This window comes from Pseudomonas sp. MC6 (assembly GCF_054790575.1).
This window is the reverse complement of record NZ_CP186504.1, coordinates 5,465,430-5,477,543: the sequence shown is the minus strand read 5'-3', so window position 1 is coordinate 5,477,543 and position 12,114 is coordinate 5,465,430. Positions and strand designations below refer to the sequence as shown.

17 protein-coding genes are annotated in these 12,114 nt (G+C 60.2%); 12 read left to right on the top strand and 5 right to left on the bottom strand.

Features of this window, described 5'->3' with window-relative positions; translation table 11 throughout:
* Nucleotides 1-55: 55 nt before the first annotated feature.
* The 11 genes from ACOYXE_RS24535 (at nt 56) to ACOYXE_RS24485 (ending at nt 7,878) form a co-directional block, all read left to right on the top strand.
* Nucleotides 56-742, top strand: a complete 687-nt coding sequence (locus ACOYXE_RS24535; protein WP_160059758.1) for a YggS family pyridoxal phosphate-dependent enzyme — start codon at nt 56-58, stop codon at nt 740-742.
* A 23-nt stretch (nt 743-765) separates the two neighbouring features.
* Nucleotides 766-1,584: a pyrroline-5-carboxylate reductase gene (gene proC, locus ACOYXE_RS24530; protein WP_160059759.1), complete on the top strand. Its 819-nt coding sequence runs from the start codon at nt 766-768 to the stop codon at nt 1,582-1,584.
* Nucleotides 1,585-1,594: 10 nt separating this feature from the next.
* The gene (locus ACOYXE_RS24525) at nt 1,595-2,185 is read left to right on the top strand and encodes a YggT family protein (RefSeq protein WP_038358826.1); all 591 of its coding nucleotides are present in this window, start codon (nt 1,595-1,597) and stop codon (nt 2,183-2,185) included.
* Complete coding sequence (locus tag ACOYXE_RS24520; RefSeq protein WP_160059760.1) at nt 2,182-2,478, top strand: DUF167 domain-containing protein; 297 nt, start codon at nt 2,182-2,184, stop codon at nt 2,476-2,478. Before ACOYXE_RS24525 ends, ACOYXE_RS24520 begins: the two co-directional genes overlap by 4 nt.
* Nucleotides 2,479-2,808: 330 nt before the next feature.
* Nucleotides 2,809-3,948, top strand: coding sequence for a homoserine O-succinyltransferase MetX (gene metX, locus ACOYXE_RS24515; protein WP_123593598.1), 1,140 nt, complete (start codon nt 2,809-2,811; stop codon nt 3,946-3,948).
* Between the two features lie 7 nt (nt 3,949-3,955).
* Nucleotides 3,956-4,576: a methionine biosynthesis protein MetW gene (gene metW, locus ACOYXE_RS24510; RefSeq protein ID WP_160059761.1), complete on the top strand. Its 621-nt coding sequence runs from the start codon at nt 3,956-3,958 to the stop codon at nt 4,574-4,576.
* A 26-nt stretch (nt 4,577-4,602) separates the two neighbouring features.
* The gene (locus ACOYXE_RS24505; protein ID WP_405122715.1) at nt 4,603-5,037 is read left to right on the top strand and encodes a DUF4426 domain-containing protein; all 435 of its coding nucleotides are present in this window, start codon (nt 4,603-4,605) and stop codon (nt 5,035-5,037) included.
* The gene (gene rdgB / locus ACOYXE_RS24500) at nt 5,034-5,630 is read left to right on the top strand and encodes an RdgB/HAM1 family non-canonical purine NTP pyrophosphatase (protein ID WP_405122714.1); all 597 of its coding nucleotides are present in this window, start codon (nt 5,034-5,036) and stop codon (nt 5,628-5,630) included. The genes ACOYXE_RS24505 and rdgB overlap by 4 nt, the downstream gene beginning before the upstream one ends.
* Nucleotides 5,627-6,832 carry a radical SAM family heme chaperone HemW gene (gene hemW, locus ACOYXE_RS24495; RefSeq protein WP_460926757.1) on the top strand — a complete coding sequence of 402 codons (1,206 nt, stop codon included), beginning with the start codon at nt 5,627-5,629 and terminating at the stop codon, nt 6,830-6,832. Before rdgB ends, hemW begins: the two co-directional genes overlap by 4 nt.
* 35 nt (nt 6,833-6,867) lie before the next feature.
* A complete protein-coding gene (locus ACOYXE_RS24490) occupies nt 6,868-7,191 on the top strand; it encodes a DUF3392 domain-containing protein (RefSeq protein ID WP_034153666.1) in 324 nt (107 codons plus the stop codon).
* 138 nt (nt 7,192-7,329) lie between these two features.
* Nucleotides 7,330-7,878 carry an RNA 2'-phosphotransferase gene (locus tag ACOYXE_RS24485; protein ID WP_160059764.1) on the top strand — a complete coding sequence of 183 codons (549 nt, stop codon included), beginning with the start codon at nt 7,330-7,332 and terminating at the stop codon, nt 7,876-7,878.
* A gap of 133 nt (nt 7,879-8,011) precedes the next feature.
* Here ACOYXE_RS24485 and trmB read toward each other — a convergent pair whose 3' ends face one another.
* The 4 genes from trmB to ACOYXE_RS24465 all read right to left on the bottom strand — a co-directional run bounded on the left by trmB (nt 8,012) and on the right by ACOYXE_RS24465 (nt 10,254).
* Nucleotides 8,012-8,737 carry a tRNA (guanosine(46)-N7)-methyltransferase TrmB gene (gene trmB, locus ACOYXE_RS24480; RefSeq protein WP_007913622.1) on the bottom strand — a complete coding sequence of 242 codons (726 nt, stop codon included), beginning with the start codon at nt 8,735-8,737 and terminating at the stop codon, nt 8,012-8,014.
* A 9-nt stretch (nt 8,738-8,746) separates the two neighbouring features.
* Nucleotides 8,747-9,541, bottom strand: coding sequence for a thiazole synthase (locus ACOYXE_RS24475; protein WP_007913621.1), 795 nt, complete (start codon nt 9,539-9,541; stop codon nt 8,747-8,749).
* A gap of 60 nt (nt 9,542-9,601) precedes the next feature.
* On the bottom strand, nt 9,602-9,802 hold the full coding sequence (gene thiS / locus ACOYXE_RS24470) for a sulfur carrier protein ThiS (protein WP_191629818.1): 201 nt from the start codon (nt 9,800-9,802) through the stop codon (nt 9,602-9,604).
* A 71-nt stretch (nt 9,803-9,873) separates the two neighbouring features.
* Nucleotides 9,874-10,254, bottom strand: a complete 381-nt coding sequence (locus ACOYXE_RS24465; RefSeq protein ID WP_460926756.1) for a DUF423 domain-containing protein — start codon at nt 10,252-10,254, stop codon at nt 9,874-9,876.
* Between the two features lie 74 nt (nt 10,255-10,328).
* Here ACOYXE_RS24465 and mtgA point away from each other — a divergent pair, with 74 nt between their 5' ends.
* Nucleotides 10,329-11,051: a monofunctional biosynthetic peptidoglycan transglycosylase gene (gene mtgA, locus ACOYXE_RS24460; protein WP_422610240.1), complete on the top strand. Its 723-nt coding sequence runs from the start codon at nt 10,329-10,331 to the stop codon at nt 11,049-11,051.
* Nucleotides 11,052-11,233: 182 nt separating this feature from the next.
* Here the strand turns inward: mtgA and rpoH are convergent, their stop codons facing one another.
* Entirely contained in the window at nt 11,234-12,088 is an 855-nt protein-coding gene (rpoH, locus tag ACOYXE_RS24455) for an RNA polymerase sigma factor RpoH (RefSeq protein ID WP_007913617.1), read from the bottom strand.
* Nucleotides 12,089-12,114 lie beyond the last annotated feature (26 nt).

Genomic DNA, 12,114 nt, shown 5'->3' with positions numbered 1-12,114 from the left:
GCGCTCCTCAATTCCAGTAGAATGCCGCGAACCTTCAGACCGCCGGCGCCTCTTGATGTCCACGATAGCAGACAACATTTTCCACGTTGGTTCGCGCATCCAGACCGCGACCCAGGCCGCACACCGTCCTGAAAACAGCGTCCAGTTGCTCGCCGTGAGCAAGACCAAACCCGCCCAGGCCCTGCGCGAGGCATATGCCGCCGGCCTGCGTGACTTTGGCGAGAACTACCTGCAGGAAGCCTTGGGTAAACAGCTCGAACTGGCCGACCTGCCCTTGATCTGGCACTTCATCGGCCCCATTCAATCGAACAAGACTCGCGCGATTGCCGAGCATTTCGACTGGGTGCACTCCGTGGATCGCCTGAAAATCGCTCAACGTCTGTCCGAACAGCGCCCGGCCGAGCTGCCGTCGCTGAACATCTGCATTCAGGTCAATGTCAGCGGCGAAGCCAGTAAATCCGGCTGCACTCCGGCTGACCTGCCGGCATTGGCCGCCGCGATCAGCGCACTGCCGCGCCTGAAACTGCGCGGACTGATGGCGATTCCCGAGCCAACCGACGACCGCGCCGAGCAAGACGCGGCCTTCGCCGCCGTGCAGAAATTGCAGGCGAGCCTTGATCTGCCGCTCGACACACTTTCCATGGGCATGAGCCACGACCTTGAGTCGGCCATCGCCCAAGGCGCCACTTGGGTTCGTATCGGTACGGCCCTGTTTGGCGCCCGCGACTATTCCCAATCTTGAACGTTTCCAGATAAGGACCACACATGAGCAACACACGTATTGCGTTTATCGGTGCGGGCAACATGGCGGCCAGTTTGATCGGCGGCCTGCGCGCCAAAGGTCTGGAAGCTGCACACATCCGTGCTAGCGATCCAGGCGAAGAAACCCGCGCCAAGGTCAGCGCTGAGCACGGCATCGAAACGTTTGCCGACAACGCTCAAGCCATCGATGGCGTCGACGTGATCGTGCTGGCGGTCAAGCCGCAAGCCATGAAGGCTGTGTGCGAGGCGATTCGCCCGAGTCTGAAACCCAATCAACTGGTGGTGTCGATTGCCGCTGGCATCACTTGCGCGAGCATGACTGCGTGGCTTGGCGAGCAGCCGATCGTGCGCTGCATGCCAAACACCCCGGCGCTGCTGCGCCAAGGCGTCAGCGGTTTGTACGCGACCAGTGAAGTGACCGCCGAGCAACGTCAGCATGCTGAAGAGCTGCTGTCCGCCGTCGGTATCGCCCTGTGGCTGAAAGAAGAACAACAACTGGACGCCGTGACCGCTGTGTCCGGTTCCGGCCCGGCGTATTTTTTCCTGCTGATCGAAGCCATGACCGCCGCCGGCGTCAAACTCGGTCTGCCGAAGGACATCGCTGAACAGCTAACCCTGCAGACCGCGCTGGGCGCCGCGCACATGGCTGTGTCCAGCGATGTTGACGCCGCCGAACTGCGCCGCCGTGTGACCTCGCCAAACGGCACCACGGAAGCTGCAATCAAATCATTCCAGGCCAATGGCTTCGAAGCCCTGGTCGAAACCGCACTCGGCGCCGCCGCGCACCGCTCGGCCGAAATGGCCGAACAACTGGGCAAATAAGGAGCCTTACATGATTGGATTGAACACCGCAGCGGTTTACGTGCTGCAAACCCTCGGCAGTCTGTACCTGCTGATCGTGCTGCTGCGCTTCGTGCTGCAACTGGTACGGGCGAATTTCTACAATCCGCTGTGCCAGTTCATCGTCAAAGCCACCCAGCCACTGCTCAAGCCACTGCGTCGGATCATTCCGAGCCTGTTCGGCCTCGACATGTCGTCGCTGGTTTTGGCGATTCTGGTGCAACTGGCACTGATGGCGCTGACCCTGCTGCTGACTTACGGCACCACCGGTAACCCGCTGCAACTGGTGATCTGGTCGCTGATCGGCGTGACCGCGCTGTTCCTGAAGATCTTCTTCTTCGCCTTGATCATCAGCGTGATCCTCTCGTGGGTTGCACCGGGCAGCCACAATCCCGGCGCTGAACTGGTCAACCAGATCTGCGAGCCTGCATTGGCGCCGTTCCGCCGATTTCTGCCGAATCTCGGCGGCCTGGACCTGTCGCCGATCTTCGCCTTCCTCGCGTTGAAGCTGATCGACATGCTGGTGATCAACAATCTGGCGGCAATGACGATGATGCCGGAAATCCTCCGTCTGCTGATGTGAGCTGGTTTCGATGGGACGGTGACGACTTGATCCTCGAGTGTCACCTGCAACCGGCAGCCCGCAGCGATGACTTCGCCGGGCTGCACGGTGATCGTTTGAAAATTCGCCTGACCGCGCCGCCGGTCGAGGGCAAGGCCAATGCTTGTCTGATGGGCTTTCTGGCCAAGGCGTTTGGGGTTTCCAAGAGCCAGGTCAGTTTGCTCAGCGGTGAGTTGAATCGGCAGAAGCGGGTGAGGATTTGCTCGCCGAAGAAGTTGCCGGATTTGCCGGGGTTGGTTGGGCGCTTGTCTTGAGTTTTGCGGCGCCTGCGCCCCTCACCCCAGCCCTCTCCCCCTGGAGAGGGAGCTGATCCATGGTGTTTTCGAAACCTGAGTTCAACTCGTTATCCCTCGTCGGCGTATCTCGAACATCCACCCCAGTCAGTCCCCTCTTCCTCCGGGAGAGGGAGCCGATTTGGGTGGTTTGCAAAACCTGAGTTCAACTCGATAGATCAGGTCGGCGTAGCTCAAAAGAACATCTCGGTCGGTCCCCTCTACCTCTGGGAGAGGGCTAGGGTGAGGGCCGCTTGCCGCTAACCCCCCCGGTCTTTAGACTTACGCCTCATTTCAACGAGAGCAGGGTCGATGCCAACTGCCTTTCCCCCCGATTCTGTTGGTCTGGTGACGCCGCAAACCGCGCACTTCAGCGAACCGCTGGCCTTGGCCTGTGGTCGTTCGCTGGCCGCCTATGACCTGATCTACGAAACCTACGGCACGCTGAACGCGCAAGCGAGCAACGCCGTGCTGATTTGCCACGCCTTGTCCGGCCATCACCACGCCGCCGGTTATCACAGCGTCGACGACCGCAAACCCGGTTGGTGGGACAGCTGCATCGGCCCCGGCAAACCGATCGACACCAACAAGTTCTTCGTGGTCAGCCTGAACAACCTCGGCGGCTGCAACGGCTCCACCGGCCCGAGCAGCATCAACCCGGAGACCGGCAAACCGTTCGGCGCCGACTTCCCGGTACTCACCGTGGAAGACTGGGTGCACAGCCAGGCGCGTCTTGCTGACCTGCTCGGCATCGGCCAGTGGGCGGCGGTGATCGGCGGCAGCCTCGGCGGTATGCAGGCGTTGCAATGGACCATCACCTATCCGGATCGCGTGCGGCACTGTCTGGCCATCGCCTCGGCACCGAAGCTGTCGGCGCAGAACATCGCCTTCAACGAAGTCGCGCGTCAGGCGATCCTCACGGACCCGGAATTCCACGGCGGTTCGTTCCAGGAAGCCGGCGTAATCCCCAAGCGCGGGCTGATGCTGGCGCGGATGGTCGGGCACATTACTTACCTGTCCGACGATTCGATGGGCGAGAAATTCGGCCGTGGCCTGAAGAGCGAAAAGCTCAACTACGACTTCCACAGCGTCGAATTCCAGGTCGAAAGCTACCTGCGCTATCAGGGCGAAGAATTCTCCGGACGCTTCGACGCCAACACCTATCTGTTGATGACCAAGGCGCTGGATTACTTCGATCCGGCAGCGAACTTCGACGATAACCTGGCGAAAACCTTTGAGAACGCCACGGCCAGGTTCTGCGTAATGTCGTTCACCACCGACTGGCGCTTCTCCCCGGCCCGCTCGCGCGAGCTGGTGGATGCCTTGATGGCGGCGCGCAAAGACGTCAGCTATCTGGAAATCGACGCACCGCAGGGCCACGACGCCTTCCTGATTCCGATCCCGCGCTACTTGCAGGCGTTCGGCAATTACATGAACCGCATCACGCTGTGAGAAAGCCATGAGAGCTGATCTGGAAATCATCCAGGAATGGATCCCCGCCGGCAGCCGCGTCCTCGACCTCGGTTGCGGTGACGGCGAGTTGCTGACCTGGCTGCGCGACAACAAGAATGTCACCGGTTATGGCCTGGAGAACGACGCCGACAACATCGCCGCGTGCGTGGCCAAAGGCGTCAACGTCATTGAGCAGGATCTGGACAAGGGGCTGGGCAATTTTGCCAGCAACAGTTTCGACATCGTCGTGATGACTCAGGCCCTGCAAGCGGTGCACTACCCGGACAAGATCCTCGACGAAATGCTCCGCGTCGGTCGCCAGTGCATCATCACCTTCCCGAATTTCGGTCATTGGCGCTGCCGCTGGTACCTGGCGAGCAAGGGCCGCATGCCGGTCTCCGAGTTCCTGCCGTACACCTGGTACAACACGCCGAACATCCACTTCTGCACCTTCGAAGACTTTGAAGAACTTTGCCGCGAACGTGATGCGAAGGTCATTGATCGGCTTGCCGTGGATCAACAGCACCGTCACGGGTGGGCCAGTAAGCTATGGCCTAATCTGTTAGGTGAGATCGGTATCTACCGCGTCAGCAGCCCGCAGCTTGCAGACCACAAAGTCGCGGTCTGAATCCCGGCATTTCGAGGAGCACGATCATGAGTCGTTTAGCGTTGTTGTTATTGACTGCCTGCCTGAGCGCCAGTGCTCTGGCGGCGGACGTCATCAAAGGTGAACGCAAGGAAACCTTTGGCGACGTCACGGTGCACTACAACACCTTCAACTCGACGTTCCTGCAACCGGACATCGCCAAGGCCGCGGAGCTAATCCGCAGCAAGAACCAGGGCGTGATCAATGTCTCGGTGATCAAGGACGGCAAACCGCTGATCGCCAACGTCACCGGCACGGTCAAAGACCTGACCAGCCAGAGCGTGCCGTTGAATTTCCGCCAGATCACCGAACAGGGCGCGATCTACTACATCGCCCAGTATCCGGTTGAGCAGCAGGAAACCCGCACCTTTGAGATCAAGGTGCAGAACGGCGACAAGATCAACACCATCAATTTCAACCAAGAACTCTTTCCCGGCGAATGATGAACATCAAGCAGCTCGTACTGGCCAGCCATAACGCCGGCAAACTCAAAGAACTTCAGGCCATGCTCGGCGAATCGGTGCAACTGCGCTCGATTGGCGAGTGGAGCAAGGTCGAGCCGGAAGAAACCGGTCTGTCGTTCGTCGAGAACGCTATTCTCAAGGCACGTAACGCCGCACGCATTTCCGGGCTGCCGGCGCTGGCCGACGATTCCGGGCTGGCAGTGGATTTTCTTGGCGGTGCGCCGGGCATCTATTCGGCGCGTTATGCCGACGGCAAGGGCGATGCGGCGAACAACGCCAAACTGCTCGACGCCTTGAAGGACGTGCCGGAAGCTGAACGCGGTGCGCAGTTCGTGTGCGTGCTGGCGCTGGTGCGTCATGCGGATGATCCTTTGCCGATCCTCTGCGAAGGCTTGTGGCACGGGCGCATCCTCACCGCCGCCAGCGGCGAGCACGGTTTCGGTTATGACCCGCTGTTCTGGGTGCCGGAACGTGACGTCTCCAGCGCCGAATTGAGCCCGGCGGACAAGAACCAGATTAGCCACCGCGCCCGTGCAATGGATCTGCTGCGCCAGCGTCTGGGCGTGAAATGACCCGAGACTCTTCTGCGTCGTCGCTGATTGTCGGCGGCGCCGCTTCTTCGCCTCGGGCGCCGCTGCCAACGCTGCCGCCCTTGGCGCTGTACATCCACATCCCGTGGTGTGTGCGCAAATGCCCGTATTGCGATTTCAACTCGCACACTGCCAGCCCGGTGTTGCCGGAGCAGGAATACGTCGACGCCTTGCTGGCCGATCTCGATCAGGATCTGCACGCCGTTTACGGTCGTGAAATCAGCTCGATCTTTTTTGGTGGCGGCACGCCAAGCCTGTTCAGCGCCGAAGCGCTTGGGCGGTTGCTTGCAGGCGTCGAACAGCGCATTCCGTTTGCTGACGACATCGAAATTACCCTGGAAGCCAACCCGGGCACCTTCGAGCAAGAGAAGTTCGTCGCCTACCGCAAGTTGGGGATCAATCGCCTGTCGATCGGTATCCAGAGCTTCCAGCAGGAAAAGCTCAAGGCGCTGGGGCGGATTCACAACGGTGACGAAGCAGTGCGCGCGGCTGGGATGGCGCGGCAGGCCGGGTTCGATAACTTCAACCTCGACTTGATGCACGGCTTGCCCGATCAGTCGCTGGACGATGCCTTGAGCGATCTGCGCCAGGCCATCGCATTGAATCCGACGCACATCTCCTGGTATCAGCTGACGCTGGAGCCGAATACGGTGTTCTGGAACCAGCCACCGGTGCTGCCGGAAGATGACACGCTGTGGGACATTCAAGAGGCCGGGCAGGCGCTGCTGGCCGAGCACGGTTACGCACAATACGAAGTTTCGGCTTATGCCCAGGCCGGGCGCCCGGCGCGGCATAACCTCAATTACTGGAGTTTTGGCGACTTCATCGGTATTGGCGCGGGTGCGCATGGCAAGTTGAGCCATCCGGACGGGCGCATTGTGCGTACGTGGAAGACGCGGCTGCCGAAGGACTATCTCAATCCGGCGAAAAGCTTTCAGGCTGGTGAAAAAGCGCTGACCAACGACGAGATGCCGTTCGAGTTTCTGATGAACGCTTTGCGCCTGACCGCAGGCGTCGAATCGCGACTGTATCCTGAGCGCACCGGGCTATCGCTGGAAAGCCTCGCTGAGGGCCGGGCCGCGGCAGAACAAAGCGGTCTGTTGCAGGTCGAACCGTCACGTCTGGCGGCCACCGAGCGCGGACAGCTGTTTCTCAACGACTTGCTGCAACAATTTCTGACCTGAGCCCAACCCTCAACTTCTGTCCCAAGGGAAACCGCATGGATTTGATACTCGACCTGCTCGCCACCGTCTCCCGCTGGAGCCGCAGCAACCTATCGGAAATCGCTCTGGCCTTGGTGGGCTGCCTGCTGGTGCTGTTCGGCGCCGACTTCAAAGGCTGGGTCGAGCAACGTCTGGGCAGCATCGCCGGCGCCCTGCGCATACCGCTGATGTCGCTGCTGTGCGTGATCGGCAGCGGCGCGGCGCTGATCTACGCCACGCCATGGGTGATCAAGGGTTTGAGCCAGTTCAACAACTACAGCCTCGCGCCGGTGTTGTTGGTGGTGCTGGTGCTGATCGGCGTAGTCGCCGACCGCCGCTGACTCCGCAAATACCCCAAAACAACTGTGGGAGCGAGCCTGCTCGCGAAGGCGTCATTTCAGCCAACATCACTGCTGAATGACCGATCGCTTTCGCGAGCAGGCTCGCTCCCACAGTTGATCGCAATGACAGGGAAGCTCATGAGTAAAAAACTGCTGGATGAGACGAGCAAATTTCTTAGTTACGTACTGCGCCACGAGCCTCAGGCGATTGGCCTGACGCTGGACTCTGAAGGCTGGACGAATATCGAAACGCTGATCAGCGGCGCGGCGCGCGACGGTCGCACTCTCGATCGCGCACTGATCGAAACCGTCGTGGCGAGCAGTGACAAGAAGCGCTTTTCGATTTCCGCAGACGGCCAGCAGATTCGCGCCGTACAAGGCCACTCGACCCAGAGCGTGGATCTGCAGCTTGAGGAAAAGCAGCCGCCAGAGACGCTATATCACGGTACGGCGACGCGCTTCATGGACTCTATCAGCCAGCAAGGCTTGATCCCGGGATCGCGTCATCACGTGCATCTATCGGAAGAATCCGCCACTGCCTCAGCCGTAGGGCAACGCTACGGAACCGTGGCAATCCTGAAAATCGCCGCGCAGCAAATGCAGGAGCAAGGCTTCAAGTTTTATCAGGCCGAAAATGGCGTCTGGCTGACAGAGCAAGTGCCAGTGCGCTTCATCTCCACCCTGTAACTTCTGACGAACCCGAAAACAACTGTGGGAGCGAGCCTGCTCGCGAATACGGTGTGTCAGTCAACATCAGTGTTGAATGAACATCCGCTTTCGCGAGCAGGCTCGCTCCCACAGGTTTTGTTGCGTGATGCTCTTAAGCGAGTTTTTCGAACTTCAGGTCCCACACGCCATGGCCCAGTCGTTCGCCGCGGCGTTCGAACTTGGTGATCGGGCGTTCGGCCGGGCGTGGTACGCACTTGCCGTCTTCGGCGAGGTTGCGGTAGCCCGGGGCGACGTTCATCACTTCCAGCATGTATTCGGCGTACGGTTCCCAGTCGGTGGCCATGTGCAGAATGCCGCCAACCTTCAACTTGCTGCGCACCAGTTCAGCGAACGACGCCTGAACGATGCGACGCTTGTGGTGACGGCTCTTGTGCCACGGATCCGGGAAAAACAGCATCAGGCGATCGAGGCTGTTGTCGGCGATGCAGCGGTTGAGCACCTCGATCGCGTCGCAATCGTAGACCCGCAGGTTGGTCAGGCCCTGTGTCAGCACACCATTGAGCAGAGCGCCGACACCCGGACGGTGCACTTCAACGCCGATGAAATCCTGCTCCGGCGCCGCCGCGGCCATTTCCAGCAACGAATGGCCCATGCCGAAACCGATCTCCAGCGAGCGCGGTGCCGAACGGCCGAACACTTGATCGTAATCCACCGGCGCGTCGGCCAGCGGCAGCACGTACAGCGGCGCGCCCTGGTCCAGACCGCGTTGCTGGCCTTCGGTCATGCGCCCGGCGCGCATCACGAAACTCTTGATGCGGCGGTGTTGGCGCTCGTCGCCTTCTTCCGTCTGGATAGGCGTGTCGTTCGATTCAGTCATCAATGGCTCTTACTTGATCAGACCATCCAGCGGCGAAGAGGCGCTGGCATAGAGTTTTTTCGGCATACGGCCAGCGAGATAGGCCAGACGGCCTGCAACGATGGCGTGTTTCATGGCTTCAGCCATCATGACTGGCTGTTGGGCGTGGGCGATGGCCGAGTTCATCAGCACCGCATCGCAACCCAGTTCCATGGCGATGGTTGCGTCGGACGCAGTGCCGACACCGGCATCGACCAACACAGGAATTTTCGCTTCTTCGAGGATGATCTGCAGGTTGTACGGGTTGCAGATCCCCAGACCGGAACCGATCAGACCGGCCAGCGGCATCACCGCAATGCAGCCGATTTCCGCCAGTTGCCGGGCGATGATCGGGTCATCGCTGGTGTAAACCATCACGTCGAAACCTTCCTTGACCAGCGTTTCGGCGGCTTTGAGGGTTTCGATGACGTTAGGGAACAGAGTCTTCTGATCAGCCAGTACTTCCAGCTTCACCAGGTTGTGGCCATCGAGCAGCTCACGGGCCAGGCGGCAGGTGCGCACGGCTTCGATGGCGTCGTAGCAACCGGCGGTGTTCGGCAGGAAGGTGTAGCGCTCTGGCGACAGCACGTCGAGCAGGTTCGGCTCGCCTTCGATCTGGCCCAGGTTGGTGCGGCGCACGGCGAAGGTGACGATCTCGGCACCCGAGGCTTCGATGGCCTGACGGGTTTCTTCCATGTCACGGTACTTGCCGGTACCGACCAGCAAACGCGACTGGTAAGTACGACCGGCCAACACAAAAGGCTTGTCGCTACGAACGATGCTCATGGGGAATCCTCTTTAGGAGTGAGGGTCTTGCAGAATTCTGTGCCCTCGCGGGGCGGGCGATCAGCCGCCGCCGATGGCGTGCACCACTTCAACGTTGTCGCCGTCATTGAGCGTGGTGTCGGCATGCTGGCTGCGCGGGACGATATCCAGATTGAGTTCGACTGCCACCCGGCGTCCGGTCAGATCCAGACGGGTGATCAGGGCCGCAACGGTCTCGCCGTCGGGCAGTTCAAGGGACTCGCCGTTCAACTGAATGCGCATGCGTAACGCCGCCATCATTTTTAGGGGCTGGCATTCTAGCCCGATCATGACCTAAAGGTCAGTACCAAGCGTCAAGCGGTTGGTTGCAGGCGCCAGGCGGCGAGCCCCAGGCAAACCCATCCGGCCAGAAATGCCAGGCCACCGAATGGGGTGATGATGCCGAGCTTGCTGATGCCGGTGGTGGTCAGCACGTAAAGGCTGCCGGAGAACAGCAGGATGCCGACGGTGAACGACACGCCGGCCCAAGCAACCAGCCGACCCTGAATCTGCGTGGCCAACAGCGCCACACCGAACAGCGCCAGGGTGTGCACCAATTGATAGGTGACGCCGGTGTGGAAAATTGCCAGATACTCGGGTGTCAGGCGGTTTTTCAGGCCGTGGGCTGCGAATGCGCCCAAAGCGACCCCGGTAAAACCAAAAAAAGCGGCCAGCATCAAAAAGCTACGCAGCATTGGGAACTCCAGTCAGACGCAATCGGCAGGGTCTGTATAATGGCCCGCTCCACCGGTTCGGCCAAGCCATCTCTATGCTGCGTACTATTTTCCGTCGTCTCACGAAGGCCCTGCTCTGGTTCGCGGGCGGCAGCATTTTGCTGGTGCTGGTGTTTCGCTTCGTGCCGCCGCCGGGCACGGCGTTGATGGTCGAGCGCAAAGTCGAATCCTGGGTCGATGGCGAGCCGATTGACCTGCAACGTACCTGGAAGCCATGGGACGAGATCTCCGACGACCTCAAAGTCGCGGTCATGGCCGGTGAGGATCAGAAATTTCCCGAGCATTGGGGCTTTGACTTCAGTGCGATTCAGGCCGCGTTGGCGCACAACGAACTGGGCGGCTCGATTCGCGGCGCCAGCACTTTGAGCCAGCAAGTGTCGAAAAACCTGTTTCTGTGGGCCGGGCGCAGCTATCTGCGTAAAGGCCTGGAGGCGTGGTTTACCGCGCTGATCGAGGTGTTCTGGCCCAAGCAGCGGATTCTTGAGGTGTATCTGAACAGTGTCGAGTGGGATGACGGGGTGTTTGGCGCCGAAGCCGCAGCCCGCCATCACTTTGGCGTGAGCGCGAAGTCGCTGTCACGGCAACAGGCGAGTTATCTGGCCGCCGTTCTACCGAATCCTCGCGTCTGGAGTGCCAGCCATCCGACCGCTTATGTGTCGCGGCGGGCCGGGTGGATTCGGCAGCAAATGAGTCAGTTGGGTGGGGATAGCTATTTGCTGGGGCTGAATGATTCGCGGCGGGCACCGTGGTCTGAATAACGCTGAAGATTCCCTGTGGGAGCGAGCTTGCTCGCGAATGCGGTGGATCATTCAGCGGTGGCGGTGACTGGCATTCCGCCTTCGCGAACAAGCTCGCTCCCACATGGGTTTTGTGTGAAGCCTGAAATGAAAAACGCCCCGATCATCGCTGATCGGGGCGTTTTTTATTGCCTGCTCGCCGGTTATGCGGCGATCGACAACTTGAGCTTGTTCATCGCGCTCTTCTCGAGCTGACGGATCCGCTCGGCCGACACGTTGTACTTCTGCGCCAGATCGTGCAGCGTGGCCTTCTCTTCTGCCAGCCAGCGCTGGTAGAGGATGTCGCGGCTACGTTCGTCCAGCACTTCCAGCGCTTCGTGCAGGTTGCTGTTGGAGTTGTCGCTCCAGTCGGCATCTTCCAGTTGACGCGCCGGGTCGTACCGGTGGTCTTCCAGATAGTTGGCCGGCGACTGGAAAGCGCTGTCGTCGTCGGCTTCAGCAGCCGGGTCGAAGGCCATGTCATGGCCGGTCAGGCGACTTTCCATCTCGCGCACTTCACGCGGTTCAACGCCAAGGCTTTCCGCCACGCGGTGGACTTCCTCGTTGTTCAGCCACGCCAGACGTTTCTTCTGGCTGCGCAGGTTGAAGAACAGCTTGCGCTGGGCCTTGGTGGTCGCGACTTTCACAATGCGCCAGTTGCGCAGGATGAACTCGTGAATTTCCGCCTTGATCCAGTGCACGGCGAACGACACCAGACGCACACCCATTTCCGGGTTGAAGCGCTTTACGGCTTTCATCAGGCCGACGTTACCTTCCTGGATCAGGTCAGCCTGAGCCAGACCGTAACCGGAATAGCTACGGGCGATATGTACGACAAAACGCAGGTGGGCGAGCACCATCTGCCGAGCCGCCCCCAAATCCTGCTCATAGTAGAGACTCTCGGCCAGTTCACGCTCCTGCTCCGGCGTCAGCAATGGAATGCTGTTGACGGTGTGCACGTAGGCTTCCAGGTTCGCACCCGGAACCAACGCATACGCAGGCTGCAAAGAATTGGTCATACGAAAAAACCTCCCACTTACATACT

Coding starts and splice junctions, on each gene's coding strand:
- ACOYXE_RS24535 (WP_160059758.1), top strand. CDS start 56: ATGTCCACGATAGCAGACAACATTTTCCACGTTGGTTCGCGCATCCAG.
- proC (WP_160059759.1), top strand. CDS start 766: ATGAGCAACACACGTATTGCGTTTATCGGTGCGGGCAACATGGCGGCC.
- ACOYXE_RS24525 (WP_038358826.1), top strand. CDS start 1,595: ATGATTGGATTGAACACCGCAGCGGTTTACGTGCTGCAAACCCTCGGC.
- metX (WP_123593598.1), top strand. CDS start 2,809: ATGCCAACTGCCTTTCCCCCCGATTCTGTTGGTCTGGTGACGCCGCAA.
- metW (WP_160059761.1), top strand. CDS start 3,956: ATGAGAGCTGATCTGGAAATCATCCAGGAATGGATCCCCGCCGGCAGC.
- ACOYXE_RS24505 (WP_405122715.1), top strand. CDS start 4,603: ATGAGTCGTTTAGCGTTGTTGTTATTGACTGCCTGCCTGAGCGCCAGT.
- rdgB (WP_405122714.1), top strand. CDS start 5,034: ATGATGAACATCAAGCAGCTCGTACTGGCCAGCCATAACGCCGGCAAA.
- hemW (WP_460926757.1), top strand. CDS start 5,627: ATGACCCGAGACTCTTCTGCGTCGTCGCTGATTGTCGGCGGCGCCGCT.
- ACOYXE_RS24490 (WP_034153666.1), top strand. CDS start 6,868: ATGGATTTGATACTCGACCTGCTCGCCACCGTCTCCCGCTGGAGCCGC.
- ACOYXE_RS24485 (WP_160059764.1), top strand. CDS start 7,330: ATGAGTAAAAAACTGCTGGATGAGACGAGCAAATTTCTTAGTTACGTA.
- trmB (WP_007913622.1), bottom strand. CDS start 8,737: ATGACTGAATCGAACGACACGCCTATCCAGACGGAAGAAGGCGACGAG.
- ACOYXE_RS24475 (WP_007913621.1), bottom strand. CDS start 9,541: ATGAGCATCGTTCGTAGCGACAAGCCTTTTGTGTTGGCCGGTCGTACT.
- thiS (WP_191629818.1), bottom strand. CDS start 9,802: ATGCGCATTCAGTTGAACGGCGAGTCCCTTGAACTGCCCGACGGCGAG.
- ACOYXE_RS24465 (WP_460926756.1), bottom strand. CDS start 10,254: ATGCTGCGTAGCTTTTTGATGCTGGCCGCTTTTTTTGGTTTTACCGGG.
- mtgA (WP_422610240.1), top strand. CDS start 10,329: ATGCTGCGTACTATTTTCCGTCGTCTCACGAAGGCCCTGCTCTGGTTC.
- rpoH (WP_007913617.1), bottom strand. CDS start 12,088: ATGACCAATTCTTTGCAGCCTGCGTATGCGTTGGTTCCGGGTGCGAAC.